16 protein-coding genes are annotated in these 17609 nt (G+C 73.5%); 9 read left to right on the top strand and 7 right to left on the bottom strand.

Annotated features, from left to right (window positions below; genetic code table 11):
• Positions 1-215 precede the first annotated feature (215 nt).
• Both AB0O48_RS23325 and AB0O48_RS23320 read left to right on the top strand, forming a co-directional pair.
• On the top strand, positions 216-1589 hold the full coding sequence (locus AB0O48_RS23325; RefSeq protein ID WP_357249046.1) for a serine/threonine-protein kinase: 1374 nt from the start codon (positions 216-218) through the stop codon (positions 1587-1589).
• A gap of 126 nt (positions 1590-1715) precedes the next feature.
• Complete coding sequence (locus AB0O48_RS23320; protein WP_365068292.1) at positions 1716-2978, top strand: nucleotide sugar dehydrogenase; 1263 nt, start codon at positions 1716-1718, stop codon at positions 2976-2978.
• 172 nt (positions 2979-3150) lie between these two features.
• Here the strand turns inward: AB0O48_RS23320 and AB0O48_RS23315 are convergent, their stop codons facing one another.
• The 4 genes from AB0O48_RS23315 to AB0O48_RS23300 all read right to left on the bottom strand — a co-directional run bounded on the left by AB0O48_RS23315 (position 3151) and on the right by AB0O48_RS23300 (position 8420).
• Entirely contained in the window at positions 3151-5625 is a 2475-nt protein-coding gene (locus AB0O48_RS23315) for an ABC transporter permease (RefSeq protein WP_357249041.1), read from the bottom strand.
• Positions 5626-5772: 147 nt separating this feature from the next.
• Positions 5773-6438 carry a response regulator transcription factor gene (locus tag AB0O48_RS23310; protein ID WP_357249038.1) on the bottom strand — a complete coding sequence of 222 codons (666 nt, stop codon included), beginning with the start codon at positions 6436-6438 and terminating at the stop codon, positions 5773-5775.
• Entirely contained in the window at positions 6435-7646 is a 1212-nt protein-coding gene (locus tag AB0O48_RS23305; RefSeq protein WP_357572771.1) for a sensor histidine kinase, read from the bottom strand. The genes AB0O48_RS23310 and AB0O48_RS23305 overlap by 4 nt, the downstream gene beginning before the upstream one ends.
• 69 nt (positions 7647-7715) lie before the next feature.
• A complete protein-coding gene (locus AB0O48_RS23300) occupies positions 7716-8420 on the bottom strand; it encodes a DUF305 domain-containing protein (protein WP_357249033.1) in 705 nt (234 codons plus the stop codon).
• Positions 8421-8558: 138 nt separating this feature from the next.
• Between AB0O48_RS23300 and AB0O48_RS23295 the strand changes: the two genes are divergently transcribed.
• The gene (locus AB0O48_RS23295; RefSeq protein ID WP_365068288.1) at positions 8559-9995 is read left to right on the top strand and encodes a hypothetical protein; all 1437 of its coding nucleotides are present in this window, start codon (positions 8559-8561) and stop codon (positions 9993-9995) included.
• Between the two features lie 76 nt (positions 9996-10071).
• Here AB0O48_RS23295 and AB0O48_RS23290 read toward each other — a convergent pair whose 3' ends face one another.
• On the bottom strand, positions 10072-11070 hold the full coding sequence (locus AB0O48_RS23290; protein ID WP_365068286.1) for a linear amide C-N hydrolase: 999 nt from the start codon (positions 11068-11070) through the stop codon (positions 10072-10074).
• Between the two features lie 209 nt (positions 11071-11279).
• Here AB0O48_RS23290 and AB0O48_RS23285 point away from each other — a divergent pair, with 209 nt between their 5' ends.
• From AB0O48_RS23285 to AB0O48_RS23260, 6 genes are all read left to right on the top strand, one after another.
• On the top strand, positions 11280-12488 hold the full coding sequence (locus AB0O48_RS23285) for an SLC13 family permease (protein WP_365068284.1): 1209 nt from the start codon (positions 11280-11282) through the stop codon (positions 12486-12488).
• A 118-nt stretch (positions 12489-12606) separates the two neighbouring features.
• Positions 12607-12762 (top strand): lasso RiPP family leader peptide-containing protein, encoded by a 156-nt coding sequence (locus AB0O48_RS23280; RefSeq protein ID WP_357249022.1) that lies wholly within the window; start codon positions 12607-12609, stop codon positions 12760-12762.
• 19 nt (positions 12763-12781) lie between these two features.
• Positions 12782-13411 (top strand): ATP-binding cassette domain-containing protein, encoded by a 630-nt coding sequence (locus AB0O48_RS23275; protein WP_357249019.1) that lies wholly within the window; start codon positions 12782-12784, stop codon positions 13409-13411.
• A complete protein-coding gene (locus AB0O48_RS23270) occupies positions 13408-14277 on the top strand; it encodes an ABC transporter permease (protein ID WP_365068281.1) in 870 nt (289 codons plus the stop codon). The genes AB0O48_RS23275 and AB0O48_RS23270 overlap by 4 nt, the downstream gene beginning before the upstream one ends.
• Before the next feature lie 8 nt (positions 14278-14285).
• Positions 14286-15431 carry an asparagine synthase-related protein gene (locus AB0O48_RS23265; RefSeq protein WP_357249013.1) on the top strand — a complete coding sequence of 382 codons (1146 nt, stop codon included), beginning with the start codon at positions 14286-14288 and terminating at the stop codon, positions 15429-15431.
• Positions 15428-15709: a PqqD family protein gene (locus AB0O48_RS23260; RefSeq protein WP_357249010.1), complete on the top strand. Its 282-nt coding sequence runs from the start codon at positions 15428-15430 to the stop codon at positions 15707-15709. Before AB0O48_RS23265 ends, AB0O48_RS23260 begins: the two co-directional genes overlap by 4 nt.
• 67 nt (positions 15710-15776) lie before the next feature.
• Here AB0O48_RS23260 and AB0O48_RS23255 read toward each other — a convergent pair whose 3' ends face one another.
• Positions 15777-16703: a nucleotidyltransferase family protein gene (locus tag AB0O48_RS23255; RefSeq protein WP_357249007.1), complete on the bottom strand. Its 927-nt coding sequence runs from the start codon at positions 16701-16703 to the stop codon at positions 15777-15779.
• Complete coding sequence (locus tag AB0O48_RS23250; RefSeq protein ID WP_365068278.1) at positions 16700-17560, bottom strand: hypothetical protein; 861 nt, start codon at positions 17558-17560, stop codon at positions 16700-16702. The genes AB0O48_RS23255 and AB0O48_RS23250 overlap by 4 nt, the downstream gene beginning before the upstream one ends.
• Between the last annotated feature and the right edge of the window lie 49 nt (positions 17561-17609).

The following is a 17609-nucleotide window of genomic DNA, read 5'->3' as shown; positions in this document are numbered from 1 at the left end:
GAGCAGAGCGCGCAAACCTGGCCGCTTCCCACCCTTTCGGCCAGCGTCGATCACACCGACGTGCCGAGATATGTCACCTTTCGTCACAACACGTTGCCGCACCGTCACGGGGCGGCGGTGTCCATCCAGGTCAGAACGGATACGCCGCGGTTGTCACTCGTTCGGCGGACAGCCCGTGTCGCGCCGCCGTGCGCCACTCTGGGTACGGTATTGCGGTGTTGTCATCGGGGGTCGTGCTCAGCGGTCGGTACCGCCTGGACGAACGTGTCGCCACGGGCGGCATGGGCGACGTCTGGCTTGCCGCGGACCTGATCCTCGGCCGGCAGGTCGCGGTCAAGGTGTTGCTGCCGACGCTGGTCTCCGACCCCGACTTCATCGCCCGGTTCCGAGCCGAGGCCCGGATCATGGCGGCGCTGCGGCACCCCGGCATCGTGCAGGTCTTCGACTGCGGCGCCGACGACCTGCCCGACGGCGCCGGTCGGGCGGACTACCTGGTCATGGAGTTCGTCGCCGGCGAGCCGTTGTCCAAGCGGATCGAGACGGCCGGCCGCCTCGACGTGGGCGAGACGATGTCGATCGTGGCCCAGGCCGCCGCGGCGCTGAACGCGGCGCACCGCGGCGGCATCGTGCACCGCGACGTCAAGCCCAGCAATCTGCTCGTGCTCGAGGACGGCTCGGTCGTCCTGGTGGACTTCGGCGTGGCGCGTTCGCTCGACATCACCAGCATCACCAGCACCAACGCGGTGCCCGGCACCGCCCTCTACATGGCCCCCGAGCAGGCCGCCGGGCGACCGGTCACCGGCGCGACAGACATCTACGCGCTGGGCGCGGTCACCTACTGCTGCCTCACCGGAAGTCCGCCGTTCACCGGCGACAACCCCCTCCAGGTTGCCGTGCGACACCTCGACGACGAGCCGCCGGAGCTGCCGCACGAGATTCCGGAGGCGGTCCGCGCCCTGGTGTCCCGGGCCCTGGCCAAGGACCCGCTGGACCGTTTCACCAGCGGCGCGGCGATGTCCGAGGCCGCCCGGACCGCGGTGACCGGCGGCGAGCCGCCCACCGCGATGGTGGCAGCCGCTCCGCTGCGCGACGCCGGGCCGGGCGCCCGCGGCGACGGGCCGGTTGGCGCGGCGGTGGCGGGTGGGGCTCGGGACGCGCGTCAGCGACGCCGGGGTCCGCTGGTCGGCGCGGCGGTGGCCGTGCTCGTCGCGGTGGTCGGGCTCGGGGTGGCACTGGCCACGGCGCGCAAGCCCAACGACCCGGCGGTCAACCTGCCGTCCAGCTCGCCGACGGCGGCGCCGAGCGGCCCGTTGGATCTGCCAGCGGGCAACGAGCAGATCGCTACCGGTGGCCCGACCCGGCCCGACCGGTCGGTGGTGCCCGGCAACTCCCCGTCGGCGTCGATCTCCGTCACGCCGAGCACGCGCCCCAGTCAGACGGTCAACCCGCCGACACCTTCGGTGACGCCGACGATGACCACCCCGCCGACCACCACCGCGCCGAGCACCCCGCCGACCCCGTCTTCCGTGCCCACTCCGACGGCCACGGACAGCCCGCCGGCCGTTCCGGAGGGACCGGAGGTCAACTGAACGCGCCGGCTTCGCCGGGCGCCGGCAGTCCCACCAGCACCGATATCCCCAAAACGGACTTGAACCGCCGAACACCCCTCTAGGCTCCTCAGCAGGTCATATCCACCATCTGCTGCGGGAGCCTGGGTGAACGCTGAAAAGCTGGTCGTGATCGGTCAGGGGTACGTCGGGCTGCCGCTGGCGATGCGCGCGGTGGAGGCGGGGCTGGACGTCGTCGGCCTCGACGTCGACGCCGACCGGGTGAAGCGTCTCGCCTCGGGCGAGTCGTTCATCGAGGACATCCCGACCGACCGGCTGGGCCGCGCGTTGGGGAGCGGCCGGTACCACCCCAGCACGGAATACACGGATGCCGAAGGCTTCGACATCTGTGTCATCACCGTGCCGACCCCGCTGCGCGACGGCACCCCCGACCTGAGCTTCGTCGAGCAGGCCGGTGTCGGCATCGGCCCGTACGTCCGCCCGGGGTGCACGGTGATCCTGGAGTCGACCACGTACCCGGGCACCACCGAGGAGTTGCTGCGCCCCCTGTTGGAGTCGGCCAGTGAGCTGCGCAGCCCCGGGGACTTCCATCTCGGCTACAGCCCGGAGCGGATCGACCCGGGCAACCCGACGTGGCGGTTGGAGAACACGCCGAAGGTGGTCTCCGGTGTGGACGCGGCGTCGCTGGCCAGGGTGGACGAGTTCTACCAGCGCCTCGTGGAACGCACCGTGCCGGTGGGCTCGACCCAGGTGGCCGAGCTGACCAAGCTGATCGAGAACACCTTCCGCCAGGTCAACATCGCGCTGATCAACGAGCTGACCATGCTCTCGCACCACCTCGACATCGACGTCTGGCAGGCGATCGACGCCGCCGAGACCAAACCGTTCGGATTCCTGCCGTTCCGGCCCGGTCCCGGAGTCGGCGGACACTGCCTGCCGATCGACCCGTGTTACCTGTCCTGGCAGGTCAAGCGCCGCCTCGGCCGGCAGTTCCGGTTCATCGAGCTGGCCAACGACATCAACCACGAGATGCCCGAGCACGTCGCGCAGCGGATCATGGCGGGACTGAACCGGGACAGCCGGGCCGTCAGCGGCGCCCGGCTGCTGCTGCTCGGTCTGGCGTACAAGAAGAACACCGGCGACATGCGCGACTCCCCCGCGGTCGACGTGGCCCTCCGGCTCCGGTCGCTGGGCGCCGAGGTGCACGCGGTCGAGCCCTACGCCGAGGCGCACCAGATCCCGGCCGGGGTGACCGTGGTCGGGCTCACCGAGCAGGAGATCCGCGCCGCCGACGCGGTGGTGGTGGTCACCGACCACGACAGCTTCGACTACGACCTGGTGGTCCGGCACGCGCGCTACGTCTTCGACACCCGCAACCGGTGCGTCGGCCCGATGGTCGAGCGCCTGTAGACCCGGCACCGCTGGCCGGTCCCGCCGCCGGGGAAGACGGCGGGACCGGCCGGCGGATGTCCGTTCCCGCCCCCGGACGGCCGGCCCCGTCGACGGAGCCGGCCGGCCGCAGCGGGCGGCGGCAACCGCTGGACGCAGCGGACGGCGGCACCGCCGGCGGGTCCAGCGTCGGTCACTGGTCGGCGAGCGCCTCGACGACCGGGCGGGACAGCGCCCGGCGGGCCGGCAGGACCGAGGCGAGCAGGGCGGCCAGCACCGCGACGCCGAGGATCAGCCCGAGCTGGCCGAACGGCAGCACCAGGTGGAAGTCCCCGCCGAGGCGGGTCAACAGGGCCATCGCGGAGGCGCTGACGCCGGTGCCCAGCCCGACGCCGAGCACCGCACCGACCAGTGCCATCAGCACCGCCTCGACGGCGAGCACCGCCCGCATCCGTCCTCGGGTGAGCCCGACCGCCCGCAGCACGGCGTTCTCCCTGGTCCGCTCGACCACCGACAGGCTCAGCGTGTTCGCCACGCCGACCAGGGCGATCACCACGGCCAGGCCGAGCAGCGCGGTGACGAAGCCGAGCACCATGTCCACCGTGCCGGTGAGCATCTTCTTGTACGCGCCCTGGTCCATCAGGTTCACCGTCGGGTAGCTGGCCAGCACCGCCTCGACCACGTCCCGGGCCCGCTCGGCGCTCACCCCGGCGGCGGGGTCGATCTCGGCCAGGAAGCCGCGCTGACCGGGGAAGAGCGCGGCGAAGTCCGCGTCGGCCATGTCGATGACGTGACCCGCGGGCGCGCCGTCGGCGGGTGTGTCGTCGGTGACCACCGCCGCCACCCGGAACGACCGGTCCGCGACGGTCACCGGGGAGCCGACCTCCAGGCCGCGTGCCTGCGCCAACTCCCGGTGGACAAGCACCTGCCCGGGACCCACCCGGGTGGCGTCGCCGGTCAGCACCCCGCCCAGCGTCCGGCTGACCAGCGCCGGGTGGGCCGCCCGGATCTCGACGCCGGCGACGACGGTGTGGCGCTGCTCGTGCACCACCCCCAACTCGGGTCGGGCGGCAAGCTCGCCGGTGAGCGCGGCCGGGAGTTCCTGGCCGATTCCGCTGACCACGAAGTCCGTCCCGATCTGGGCGTCCACGCTGCGCTCGATGCCGTCCTTGGTGCTACGCGCGCCGACCACGAAGGCCGACACCAGTCCGATCCCGATCACCAGGGCGGTGGCGGTCGCGGCGACCCGCCGCGGATTGCGGACCGTGTTGGCCACCGCCAGCGCGCCGGTCGCCCCCAGGACGCGACGGGCCGGCCAGCCGAACACCCGGGCCAGCGCCGGGACGAGCACCGGCCCGAACAGCACGATCCCGAAGAAGGTCAGCACCCCGCCGGCCGCCACCAGCACCAACTGGCCGGCGCTGGCGGCACCGGCCAGCGCGGCGACACCGACGGCCAGCAGCACCGCGCCGAAGGCCAACCGAACCCGGCCGGCGCCCCGGCTCGGCTGCACCGCGGCGTCGGTGAGCGCGGCCACCGGCGCGATCCGGGTGCCCCGCCAGGCCGGGAACAGGGCGGCGCACACGGTGAGCGCGGTGCCCAACAGCAGGCCGGTCAGCACCGTCGAACCGGTCACGGTCAGACCACCGGTGCCCGGCACGTCCAGATGGGACATCAGCAGCCGCAGTCCGGCGGCGAGGGCCACCCCGAGCAGCACCCCGAGTGCGGAGGCGGCCAGCCCGAGCACCGCCGACTCCAGCAGGGCGGCCCGGAACACCTGCCCCCGGGTGGCGCCGATCAGGCGCAACAGGGCGGTGCGCCGGGTGCGCTGTGCCAGCACGATCGCGAAGGTGTTGGCGATCACGAAGCCGGCCACCACCACCGCGACCCCCACAAAGATCAACAGCAGCATCCGGAACTGGTCCACATTGCGGACGGACTCCTCGACGGCCTCGTCGAGGATCCGCTGGCGACTCTTCACGGTGGTGTCGCCGCCGGCCACGGCACGGACCCGCTCGGTCACCGCCGCGACGGAGGCGCCCGGTCGGGCCGCCACCATGATGCGGCCGTACCCCCGCTGGCCGGTGAGGGCCAACGCGTCCGGCCCGACCAGGCCGACGAACGGGCCTCCCACGTCGCGCACGGTGCCGGCCACGTCGACGGTGCCCACCAGGGTGTACGGGCGGGCCGCGCCGCCACTGCCGCCGACGCGAACCTCGTCGCCGAGGGCGAAGCCCTCCTCGGTCGCCGTCGGCGCGTCGAGCACCACCTCCCCGGCCCGGTCGGGCAGCCGGCCGGCGACCACGTCGTACGAGCGCAGAGCCTGCTCGGTGGGGATGGCCACGAGCATGGTGAAGCCGAGCACCGGACGGCCGTCGGAGCCGACGATCCCGGCGGTGTTGGTCAGCTCACCGGCCGCGGCGGCCACCCCGTCGACCGCCCGCACCTCATCGACGAGGGCCGGCGGCAGCAACTCCGCGCCTGTCGCGTAGACCCCCAGGTCGGTGTGCCGGTCGAAGGTGCCGGCCCGCTCGTACGCCCCGGTCCGCATCCCGTCTACGAAGATCATCGTGCCGGCGACGAACGCGACACCGAGCACGACGGCCAGCGCGGAGAGCAGCATGCGCAGCGCCTCGGCACGCAACGAGCGCAGGGTCAGGCGGATCATGCGGGGCTCCCGGTGCAGGTGGCGGATCGGACCCCTCCGACGCTATGGTCGCCGCCGGTCGGTGGATCTCCACCTGCACTCTCGACCTGCGTGCGTCCCGGGTCGCGGTGCGCCCACCGCCCCCTACGCCCCAGGTCGTACGCGGCGTCATCCGCCGGGTGTCACCAGCCCGCTCTCGTACGCCAGGACCACCGCCTGGACCCGGTCGCGCAGCTGGAGCTTCGCCAGGATCCGACCGACGTGGGTCTTCACCGTCGCCTCGGCCACGTGCACCCGGGCGGCGATCTCCGCGTTGGACAGGCCCTGTGCGACAAGCAGCAGCACCTCCCGCTCCCGCTCGGTGAGCTGCGTGAGGCGCGGGTCCGCGCTCGGGGCGGCGCCGAGCTGCCCGGCGAACCGGTCCAGCAACCGCCGGGTGATCGACGGGGCCACCACCGAGTCGCCCTGGGCCACCACCCGGATCGCGGCCAGCAGCTCCTCCGGCGGGACGTTCTTGAGCAGGAACCCGCTCGCCCCGGCCTGGAGGGCGGCGAACGCGTCCGCCTCGGTGTCGAAGGTGGTCAGCACCAACACCCGGGGCGGGCCCGCGGGCCGGCCGGCGCAGAGCTGCCGGGTCGCCTCCACGCCGTCCATGGTGGGCATCCGGATGTCCATCACGACCACGTCGGCCTCGGTGCGGGCGAGCACCCGCAGGGCGTCCGCGCCGTCGATCGCCTCCCCGACCACCTCCAGGTCGGGCTGGGAGCCCAGCACCATCCGGAACCCGGCGCGCACCAGCGCCTGGTCGTCCACGATCACCACCCGGACCGTCATGCCGCGATCACCTCCGTTGCCGGCTCCGACGGTAGCGGTAGCCGGACCTCGAGCTGCCAGCCCCCGGCCGGCCGGGGGCCGGCGGTGAGGCTGCCGTCGTACACCGTCACCCGCTCCCGCATGCCGAGCAGACCGTGACCGCCGGACGGCGCCGGGCTGACCAACGGGCGACCCCGACCGTCGTCGCGCACCCGGACCACGACGGCCTCGGCGGTGTGGGTCAGGGCGACCTCGACGACGGCGCCGACGCCGGCGTGCTTGAGCGCGTTCGTCAGCGCCTCCTGCACCACCCGGTAGACGGTCAGCTCCAACCCCGGAGGCAGGGCCGGCTGTTCGCCGGTGACGGTGCTGCGGATGTGCAGCCCGGCGTCACCGAAGCGGGCCAGCAGGTCGGGCAGCTCGGCCAGCGCCAGGCGCCGGTGCTCCGGGTCGGCGGCCGCCACGAGCCCGTCGCCGCCGGACGGGCCAGCGTCGCGCAGGACGCCGACCAACCGGCGCATCTCCTCCAGCGCCGACCGCCCGGTGTCCGCGACCACCTTCACGGCGGTGCGGGCCTGCGCGGGGTCACGGTCGAGCATGAACCGGGCGCCGTCGGCCTGGACGATCATCACCGCCAGGCTGTGGGCGACGACGTCGTGCAGCTCACGAGCGATCCGGGTGCGCTCCTCGGCGACCGCCGCCCGGGACTCGGCCTCCCGTTCGCGTTCCAGGGTGGTGGCTCGTTCCTCCAGGCTGAGCACGTAGAGCCGGCGGGTCCGCACGTTCAGCGCGACCAGCCACACCGCGCCGGTGACCAGCGCGTACCACAGCGCGGTCACCCACCAGCTGATCACGCCCGGCGTCTGCACGGCGGCGAGCACCACTCCCACGGCGGCGACCGCACCGGCGAGCACCGCCGCTCGCAGCCGCTCGCCGTACTTCACCACGCTGTAGAGCGCGATCAGGACGGCGACGTCGAACGGCAGCGGACCCCACCGGGCGATCACCTGCACCAGGCCGAGCGCGGCGATCACCACGGTCACCGCGCCCGGGTGCGCGCGGCGGAACAGCAGCGCCACGGCCATCCCCAGACAGACCAGCGCGGCCGCCCAACCGCCCGCCAGGTTCGCCGCGCCGGCCAGGCCGATGAGGGCCACCACGACGGAAACGGACACGTCGAAGGCGACGCCGCGCAGCGGGCGACCGAACATCGTGCGTTCCACGGTCACCCAGCGTACGTGCCGGTCGACGGGTCCTCGCGCCTTGGCCGGACCGGTTCGCGCGCGGTCCGGCGCGGGTCAGCGGCCGAGGACCTCGCGCATGCGGTCGATCTCGACGGTCTGCTCGGTGGCGACCGAGGTGGCGAACTCGTTGAGCGTGAGGTCGGAACCGACGGTCAGCAGGTTGGTGGCCATCTCGATGGCACCCTCGTGGTGCGCGGTCATCATCTGGACGAAGAGCCGGTCGAAGTCGGGGCCACGGCTGGCGGTGAGCTGCCGCATCGCCTCGGGTGACTGCATGCCGCGCATGGCGCCGTGGTCGTGCCCCTCGACCTCCGCCGGGAGGCCGCGGGTCTGCAACCAGCCCCGCATCATGCCCATCTCCGGTCCCTGGCTGGCCCTGATGCGCTCGGCGAGGGCGCGGATGTCGGGGTCGGCCGCGCGGTCCGGGGCGAGTTCCGCCATCGCGAGGGCCTGCGCGTGGTGCGGGATCATCATCCGGACGAACAACACGTCCAGCGAGTTGTGCGGTGCGGGACCCGCGTCGCGGACCTCGTGGGCCGCGCGGGTGGCCGCGGCCTCACCCGGGCGGCCGGGCGCGATGACGGTCAGGTCGGTGGGGACCGGGCTGACCGTCGGCGAGGCGGAGGTGGCGGGCGCGGATGCGGACTGGGCGGCGCCGGTCGGGGCGTCGCCGCCGGCGCGGCTCACGACGACTGTCACAAGCGCGAGCAGGAACGCCAGTGTGACGATCGCCAGGGTTCGTGCGCGCCGATCGGTCATGGGCCACTCCCTGGAGTCGAGGTCATCGCGATGCTATCCATTGACGCAGGCACTTTGATGTGACCCGCATCACATCGACGTTCTTCGTCGGACGGTAAGGTGTCGACAATCATCTCCCCCTTGCGAAGGGCCTCGCCGATGATCAGACTCCACATGCCACGGCCACGACACCTGCGCATCGTGGCGCTCGCCACAACCGGGCTCCTCGTCGCCAGCGCGCTCGTCGCCCCGCCCGGCAACGCCCAGGTGGCACCGCCGTCGGCCCCCACCACCAACGCGATCCCCGGCGTCGACGAGATCGTCAGCAGCCCCAACCTGCGGCAGATCGCCAACGTGCCAAAGGTCGCCCCACTGGACGCGACGAACAGCGACATCGCCTTCCAGGGCAAGTACGCGTTCGCCGGCAACTACAACGGCTTCGTCATCTACGACATCTCGCGGCCCAGCGCCCCGACGGTCACGGCCCGGGTGCTCTGCCCGGGGTCGCAGAACGACATCTCCGTGCACGGTGACCTGCTCTTCCTCTCCACCGACTCGTCGCGCAGCGACGACTCCTGCAACAGCACCACGCAGGGGGCGGACGTGAAGGGGTCCTGGGAGGGCATCAAGGTCTTCGACATCAAGGACAAGGCCAACCCCCGCTACATCAAGTCCGTCGAGACGGCCTGCGGCTCGCACACCCACACCCTGGTGCCGGGCAAGGACCGCAAGGCCATCTACCTGTACGTCTCGTCGTACAGCCCGCGGGCCGAGTTCCCGGACTGCCAACCGCCGCACGACTCCATCTCGATCATCAAGGTGCCGCTGAAGAAGCCCACCGACGCCGCCGTGGTGGCGACGCCGAACCTCTTCCCGGACGGCGGCTTCCCCGGCAGCGGGACCGGCTCGGCGACGACCGGTTGCCACGACATCACCGCCTACCCGTCGAAGGACCTGGCCGCCGGCGCCTGCATGGGTGACGGCATCCTGCTCGACATCAAGAACCGGGAGGCGCCCCGGGTCATCAACCGGGTCCGGGACACCGTCAACTTCGCGTTCTGGCACTCCGCCACGTTCAACAACTCCGGCACCAAGGTGATCTTCACCGACGAGCTGGGTGGCGGCGGGGCGGCGACCTGCAACGAGGCCATCGGACCGAACCGGGGCGCGGACGCCATCTACGACATCGCCGGCCGCGGCGACGCCCGGACGATGACCTTCCGCAGCTACTACAAGATCCCGCGAGTCAACGCGGCCACCGAGAACTGCGTGGCACACAACGGCTCGTTGGTGCCGGTGCTCGGTCGCGACATCATGGTCCAGGCGTGGTACCAGGGCGGCATCTCGGTCTGGGACTTCACCGACTCGGCCAACCCGAAGGAGATCGCCTTCTGGGAGCGCGGCCCGCTCTCGGCAACCCTGCCCGTCGGTGGTGGCACCTGGTCGGCGTACTACTACAACGGCCACATCTACTCCAACGACATGGTGAAGGGCCTGGACGTCCTGGAGCTGAACGACTGGCGGACCTGGACGGCCAAGCTGACCCGTTACAACGAGCTCAACGTGCAGACCCAGCCCAGCTTCCTCGGCTGGTAGGCACCAAGCACGACACCGGGCCCGGCCCTCGAATCCGCAGGGCCGGGCCCGTCCACGTTCCCAGGGGGTACGCGCGTCAGCGCACGGCCAACTGGTAACGGCGCTCGCCACCGCCCGCGGTGATCAGTCGAACCTCACCGCTGCGCAGGCCGTACGTCACCGACCAACGGGTATGCCCCTGCCGAACGGCGGCGAGGATGCGGTGCGCCGCGTCGGCGTCCACCACCGCGCCCGCGTCGGTGAGCACGGCGGCGATCTGCCCGTACCGGCGGTCCTCCCGGCGGCGCTGCTCGGGCACCCCTGCGACCGGCACGTTCGTGAGCGCCTGCCAGCCGCCCGTGCCCCGCTCCACCCGCATCTCCCCGTCCACGAACTCGACCACGGCGGATGCGCCGGACGCGTCGCCCAGCAGGTAGTGCAGCGGCGGCCCTCCGTCGAAGTCGAGGTTGTGCCGGGTGAACACGGCAACGGCCTCGTCGACCGTCGCGGCCCGGTCCAGCACCAACCGCAGGATCCGCACCGAACCGACAGTGGGTCTGCCCGCGACCGGGCGGGCGGTCGCCGCGTCGTCCGCCGCCAACCCCACGGCGAGGCCCCGCTCGTTCATGCCGTCGAAGGGCAGCAGCGGCGCGTCGAGCAGCCGACGGTCACCGGCCGGGTCCGCGCCGACCCCGAGGTAGGAGATGTCGACGAGCGACACGGCCGCGTAGCCGTCCGGCGGGTCGGTCCGCAGCACCAGCGCCGGGTTGGCGTCCCAGTCGAAGTTGCGGGCGAACAACGGCCGCGCCGGGTCACCGGCGGCGACGAACAGCGAGCAGCCGAACGGACTGGGCGGGGCCGCGTCGGTCCCCACCGTCGGGTCGTATGCCCCGACGTACGTCATCTCGTACAGCGGCAGGTCGTCGACCCGGCGCAGGCTGGCCATAGTCTGCTCGGCCTGGGCGGCGTCCTGGCGGGAAGCGGCCGGGGTGGCGGCCGGCGACCCGACGCGCGACGGGCCCGCCGGCCCGGATGTGGCACAGGACGTCAGGGCGAGCAACAGGGCCGTCGCAACGGCCGGCAGGGTCCTCCGCATACCCGTTGGACGCTATGGCAGCGGTAGACGGTTGTCCACCGCGCTGTTTCACCCCGGCGCATCGCCCACCCCGGCCGCCCCCGAGTTCACCGTTGCTCTGCTTCAACGGGCGAATCAGCAGGGCGACGGGCCGCCAACGGTGCGGCTCGTCACCCCAGTGGGGGCGGCGACGCCGCCGGCCGGACGCTGTGCGAACGTGGTCAGACGTGATGACCGCAGCCCCGCCCGAGCCGACCACGCGCTGGCGGCCCCACCCGCTGGACGCGGTGGCGGTCGTCCTCGCCGTCCTCGGCCTCACCTGCGCGCTGAGCGGGCTGCTGCCACGGGCGGAGACCACCGCCACCCTGCACCGGATCCTGCCGCTGCTGCTCTTCCTCGGCACCGTGATCGTGCTCGCCGAACTGACCGCCGTGGCCGGCGTCTTCGACGTGCTGGCCAGCCGACTGGCCATCGCCTCCCGGGGCAGGTGGGCGGCGCTGTTCCTGCTCTGTGGTGGCCTGGCCACGCTGACCACCCTCGTGCTCAACCTCGACACCACCGCCGTGCTGCTCACCCCGGTGCTGCTCGCGTTGGCCCGCAACCTGGGCGTCCCGGCCGGCCCGCTCGCGGTGACCACGGTCTGGCTGGCGAACACCGCGAGTTTGCTGCTGCCGGTGTCGAACCTGACAAACCTGCTGGCCGCCGACCGGGTCGGGTTGTCCCCGTTGGCCTACGCCGAGCGGATGGCGCTGCCGCAACTCGCCGCCGTGGCGGTCACCATGGCGCTGCTGTGGTACGCGTGGTGGCGGCGGGACCAACCGGTCGGCGGGCGTTTCGTACCGCCGGCCCGGCACGTGCCGCCGGATCCGGTGCTGCACCGCGTCGCGCTCGCCGGCTGTCTGCTCTTCGTCGCCGGCATCCTCGCCGGGGTGGAGATCGGTCTGGCCTCCACGGTCGCGCTCGCGCTGGTGCTCGTCGGGTTCGTCGTCCGCTCCCCCGCCACGCTGCGCCCGAAGCTGGTGCCGGTGCGGCTGCTGCTCTTCGTCGTCGGTCTGTTCCTGGTGGTGCAGACCCTCGGGCAGCACGGGTTGGACGACCTGGTCGGCGGCCTGCTCGGCAGCCACGGTGGAACGCTCGGCGAACTGCGTGCCGGCGGTACGGGCGCGTTGCTGGCCAACCTGGTCAACAACCTGCCGGCCTACCTGGCCGGCGAGTCGGTGCTGCCGCCCGGCGAGCACACCCGCCTACTGGCGCTGCTGATCGGCACCAACGTCGGCCCGCTGGCCGTCCCCTGGGCGTCGCTGGCCACCCTGCTGTGGTTCGAGCGGTGCCGGGCGGCCGGGGTGACGGTGCCGATGCGGCGGTTCGTGCTGACCAGCGCGCTGCTCGCGGTGACCGGCACGGTCGCGGCGGTCGGCGCGCTCCTGCTGGCTAGTTGAGCCACTATTGAATGGTTCTCACTCTCTTGCGGTGTTTGACCCACCGATACGTGTTATCGACCGGAAGCGCGAGATGACCGTTTATGCTGGTTCGACACCGATCCGAGTAGGAGAACCGATGACAGCGCAGCACGAACTGGACACAGCCCAGACGACCCCTTCGGACTACCGCCCGCCGACGATCCAGCGCCTGGGCACCCTCGCCGAGTTGACCAAGGGCGGCACCGTCGGCCCGGACGACGGCCTGGGCGGCGGCGGCGACGGTTCGCTCTGACCCGTCACCGCCCGCCATCGTGGGAGGACCGCCGCTGCTCACGATCCGCCGGGCACAGCGCCGGTTCGGTCGTCGGGTGATCTTCACCGACCTGGACCTCGACGTCCCGGTCGGTGCCCGGCTGTTCCTGGGCGGCAACAACGGCTCCGGCAAGACCACGCTGCTGCGGTGCCTGTCCGGCACGCTGACCCTCAGCGCCGGACAGGCCACCGTCGGCGGCCACCAGGTCGGGTCACTGCCTGCCCGGCGCCTGACCGCTGTCTGCCTCGCCCCGGAACAGGGCCTCTACGAGCAACTGTCGGCACGGGAGAACGTGACCCTCGTGGCCCGACTCCGGCTGCCCCGGCGAGCCGTCCGCGCGGCCGTCGCCCGGGTCGAAGCCGAACTGGACGTGGCCGGCTACGCGACCGTGCCCGTGCAACGGTGCTCGGCGGGGATGCGGGCCCGGGTCAGCATCGCGCGGGCTCTCGTCGCCGAGCCCGCGCTGCTGCTGCTCGACGAGCCGGGCCGCTCCCTCGACGAGACGTCACGGCTGCTGTTGTGGCAGGCGCTCGACCGGCGGCCCGAGCTGACCTGCGTGATCGCGTCGCACCTCGCCGACGACCGCGACCGGTGCCAGTCCGCCCTGACCCTCCCGGCCCTCCGATGACGACGCCGACCACGCCGGCCGTCTCGGCCGCGACCACCAGCCGACCGGTCGGCCGCCGGGCCGCCGGCGCCGGTCCGGTCGCGATGATCCTCGCGCTGGTCCGCCGTGATCTCGGCGACCCCCGGCAGTTCCGGCTGCCGCTGCTGCTGGACCTCGCCTTCGGGGTGGTGAACCTGGTCGTCTTCCTGTTCATCTCCCGGGTGCTCACCCCGTCGGCGGGCACCGACCTCGCCCGCTCGCCCAGCTACTTCGACTTCGTGGCGGTCGGCATCACCTTCCTGCTCGTCCTCCAGGCCGCCACCACGCAGCTGACCGGCCGGGTCATCCGGGAACAGCGCAGCGGGACGCTGGAGGTGCTGGCCGCCCAACCCGTGCCGGTCACCGCGCTGGCCATCGGGACGGCCGGCTACCCGTTCCTGTTCGCCCTGCTGCGCTCCTGCGTCTACCTGGCCATCCTCGGCACCGTGCTCGGCCTGCACACCGACCGGGCCGACTGGTGGGGAGTCGCGGTGCTGCTGATCGCCGGTACCGCGTCGGTGCTCGGCATCGGCATCGCGCTCGCGGCGTTCACCGTCGCCGTCGGGCACGGCGACGCCGCCGCCCGGCTGTTCGTCGTCGGGCTCACCTTCGTGTCCGGCACGTACTTCCCGGTCTCCGAACTTCCCGGCCCCCTGCCGGAGCTCGCCGTGGTGCTGCCCAGCCGGATCGCCCTGGACGGCCTGCGCTCCGCGCTGGCCGGCGGCGACTGGGCCTGGTCGGCAGGCGCGCTGCTCGGTGCCACCGCGCTCCTGCTGCCGCTGTCGAGCTGGGCCTTCGCGGGGGCGCTGCGGGTCGCCGCCGGCCGCGGCGCCCTGAAACGCGATTGAGGTACGACATGCTCCGTCCCACACCGTTCGACCTCGCCACCGGAACGCTGCTCGGTGTCGGCCCGCCACGGCCGCGTCGGCCCGTGCCGGTGGGCGTACCGGACCCGTTGGGTGCGCTCGACGCCGCCGTGCTGGCCGGTCTGACCCGCCCACCGTGTGTGGTGAGCTTCTCCGGTGGGCTGGACTCGTCGCTGATCCTGGCGGTGGCCGTCCGGGCGGCCCGCCGGGAGGGGCTGCCGGACCCGGTCCCGGTGACCTGGCGATTCGGCGGGGCTCCCCGGGCGGACGAGTCGGACTGGCAGCAGCGGGTGATCGGGGCGCTGGGGATCGGGAGGTCCTGGCAGATCCTGCGGGCCGACGACGACCTGGACCTGGTCGGGCCGGTGGCCCGCCGGCTGCTGCACCGCCACGGGGTGGTCCATCCGGTCAACCTGCACCTGCACCTGCCCATCGCCGAGTTGGCCACCGGCGGCTCGCTGCTCACCGGTGCGGGCGGCGACCAGATCCTGGCCGGGTGGCGTCGCCCACCGGCGACCTCGCTGCGCGGCCGGCTGTGGTGGCTGCGGCACGCCGCGCGTACCCGGCAGGGGCCGGCGGAGACGTTTCCGTGGCTGCGGGCGACCGTCGCCCGGGAGGCGCACCGCGCACAGCGCGCGGAGCAGCGTGCCGAACCGCGTCGCCTGGGACAGCGGATCGCCTGGCACACCCGGCGGCGGGACCTCCGAACGACCTGCTCGGCCCTGGCCGCGCTGGTCGCCGAGCACCGGGCGACCGCGATCCAGCCGCTGCTCGACGAGGGATTTCTGGCCGCGCTGACGATGCGGTACGGCGGCCACCGGAACATCGGCCGGGACCGGCTGCTGACGGAGATCGTCCAGGGCGCCCTACCGGCCGAGGTCACCGCGCCGCGCCGCAAGGCCCGCTTCCTCGAGGTGTTCTTCCGGACGCCGACCCGGGAGTTCGTCAGCTCCTGGGACGGCGCCGGCGCCGACGAGGAGTTGGTGGACACGGAGGCGCTCCGGGCGCTCTGGTCGCGCTGGCCGATCCCCGGCGGCACCGCCAGCCTGGTCCAACAGCTCTGGCTGGCCGCCAACCCGCCCGACTCCGCCCGCCGGCCGGAGCGTTCCGACATCGACGTGGAGGTCACACCGTGACAGAGCAGGAGATCGTGCACCGGGTCGACCCGGACCGGGTGGCCTGGCGGGTCGCCGGTGACGAGGTGGTCGTGCTGGACACCCGCAACTCGGTCTACTTCGGGCTGGACGCCACCGGCGCGTTGCTGTGGCGACGACTGGCGACCGGCGCCACAAGTGCCGAGCTGGTCACGGCACTCGTGGAGACCGCCCCGGTGGACCGGGAGCGGGCCCGCGCCGACGTGGCCGCGTTCCTGGCGGACCTGCGCGGGCACGGGCTGCTGGTCGAGCGTCCCTGACCGACGCCGTCGGCCGGACGGGGACGACAGGCGACGCCGGGCGGGTTGACGGCGCACCCGCCAGGGGTCAGCCGCGATGGCCGCGCCGGGCCGCGCGGACCTCGCCCAGCGCGGCCGGAAGTCGTCCGGCGTTGCGGGCCAGCCGGCCCAGGTGCGCCAGCAGCAGCCCGACCGGGCCACGTCGGGCCAGCGGGCTGGCGTGCCGCATCGACGCCGGTGTCGGGAACAACCGCGGGCCGAGGTGCCGCAGGCGGTCGACCACAGTGGGCAGTTCGGCGAGTTGCGCGAGCGTCAGGGCAGCGGGTGAGGCGCGGTGGGCGCGCAGCCACAGCGCCGGCGTGCCCTGCCGGGGCAGGGCCAGTGTGCCGGCCAGGGTCGCGCCGGCCGGCGTCAGGCGCAGGCCGAGCGCGAACGACGGCAGCGCGCCGGTCCGCGCGGCGAGGTCGGCCGCCGCTCGCCAGGTGTCGACGGGAAAGACCGCAAGCGCCCGCAGCAGGTCGGCACGCGGCCGGTCGGAGCGACCCGGTGCGGCGGCGTGCAGGGCGACCAGCAGGGCAGTGCCCGCCTCGTCCGGCACGGTAACCAGGCCGCCGGCCAATCTGATCCGTTCCGCCGAGCCCCACAGCCCGGTCCACAACGCCTCCGCGTCGGCGACCCCGTGGAAACCGCGGTGCAGGTCGACGGTGAGCGCCAGCGGGCCGGGCATCCGCCAGGGGCGCTCGTACCAGTGCGTCCGGTGGTCGGGCCGCCCCTCGGGGAGCGCGCTGGAACAGCCGAGGTCGGCGAGCGCCCGCTGCGCGGCGTCGAACGAGGCGGGGGCGACCAGCAGGTCGATGTCGGTGTAGACCCGGTGCCCCTCCTGGCCCAGCCGGCGCGCCAGCCCGGCCCCCTTGAGCAGGACGGCCTCCACCCCCCGGTCGGCGAGTGCGGCGGTGACGCCGACCGCGGCCCGGTCGAGGCTCAGGCAGCGGACCGCCTCCGGCCGGGCGCTCACCGGGTCGCTCCCACGGCCGAGGTGGCGGTGACGGCGTCGGCCAGCAGCCGGTGGGTGTCGGCGAGGGCGGCCCAGTCGCGCGGCCGGGTCAGCTCCCACGCCGGCAGGGCGGCGAGCGCCAGCAGCGCGGCCGGGTCGGAGGGCAACTGCCCGAACGACCGCCGGCCGGCGAGCCGGGCCAGCAGGGTGGCGCCGGGCAGCCGGGTCAGGGTGACCGTGGCCCCCCAGCGCAGGAACAACCAACCGCCCAGCGGTACGCGGGGCGCGATCGGCGGCAACCCCACCCGCAGCAGGGTGCCGGCCCGGACCGGCCGGGTGGGCAGGCCCACCCCGGGCACCGGCTGCCGCAGGTCGACACAGCGCGGGCCGGCGAAGGCGTCGCCGCCGTCGACGACGAGGATGTCGTCGGTCAGGATCGGCACACCCCCGGCGGCGAGGGCCGCGAGCAAGCTGCTCTTGCCGGCGGTACGCGGGCCGAGCACCGCCCAGGACCGGCCGCCGAGCACGAACGCGCCACTGTGGAACGTCTCCCGACCGGCCCACCTGTTGACTGTGGTCGCCACCGGGGCGAGGTACGGGTGGGCCAGCACGTCCGGGGCGAGCGGCGGCCCGTAGAAGGTGGCGGTGCCGCGCACCCGGTCGACGGCGAGGGTTCGCCCGTCGGCGAGGATCCGCGTGCCCCGCCGGTCGTCCAGGGGCACCGGTGGTGGTGGCGGTTCGTGCACTTGACCGACCCGGACGGTGGGCCAGTCGAGGGCGGCGCCCTCGGCCGGGGGCAGCTCGGACAGCCCGTCCAGGCCGTGCACCAGCAGCCCGTAGACACCGCGGCCGGGTGTCGGCATGATCTCCCCGCTCATCGTCTGCTCAACGGTCCTGGACGGCGACGCGATGCGGGTGGCGCTCGTG

Origin of the sequence: Micromonospora sp. NPDC085948, from assembly GCF_040686315.1 — a bacterium.
Classification (GTDB): domain Bacteria; phylum Actinomycetota; class Actinomycetes; order Mycobacteriales; family Micromonosporaceae; genus Micromonospora.
The sequence above is the reverse complement of the archived record's forward strand: the minus strand, read 5'-3'. Positions and strand labels throughout refer to the sequence as shown.

Bases quoted from the DNA above. Each gene is read 5' to 3' on its own strand.
- AB0O48_RS23315 (WP_357249041.1), bottom strand. From the start codon at position 5,625: ATGATCCGCCTGACCCTGCGCTCGTTGCGTGCCGAGGCGCTGCGCATG.
- AB0O48_RS23310 (WP_357249038.1), bottom strand. From the start codon at position 6,438: ATGACGGTCCGGGTGGTGATCGTGGACGACCAGGCGCTGGTGCGCGCC.
- AB0O48_RS23300 (WP_357249033.1), bottom strand. From the start codon at position 8,420: ATGACCGATCGGCGCGCACGAACCCTGGCGATCGTCACACTGGCGTTC.
- AB0O48_RS23295 (WP_365068288.1), top strand. From the start codon at position 8,559: ATGATCAGACTCCACATGCCACGGCCACGACACCTGCGCATCGTGGCG.
- AB0O48_RS23290 (WP_365068286.1), bottom strand. From the start codon at position 11,070: ATGCGGAGGACCCTGCCGGCCGTTGCGACGGCCCTGTTGCTCGCCCTG.
- AB0O48_RS23285 (WP_365068284.1), top strand. From the start codon at position 11,280: ATGACCGCAGCCCCGCCCGAGCCGACCACGCGCTGGCGGCCCCACCCG.
- AB0O48_RS23280 (WP_357249022.1), top strand. From the start codon at position 12,607: ATGACAGCGCAGCACGAACTGGACACAGCCCAGACGACCCCTTCGGAC.
- AB0O48_RS23270 (WP_365068281.1), top strand. From the start codon at position 13,408: ATGACGACGCCGACCACGCCGGCCGTCTCGGCCGCGACCACCAGCCGA.
- AB0O48_RS23265 (WP_357249013.1), top strand. From the start codon at position 14,286: ATGCTCCGTCCCACACCGTTCGACCTCGCCACCGGAACGCTGCTCGGT.
- AB0O48_RS23250 (WP_365068278.1), bottom strand. From the start codon at position 17,560: ATGAGCGGGGAGATCATGCCGACACCCGGCCGCGGTGTCTACGGGCTG.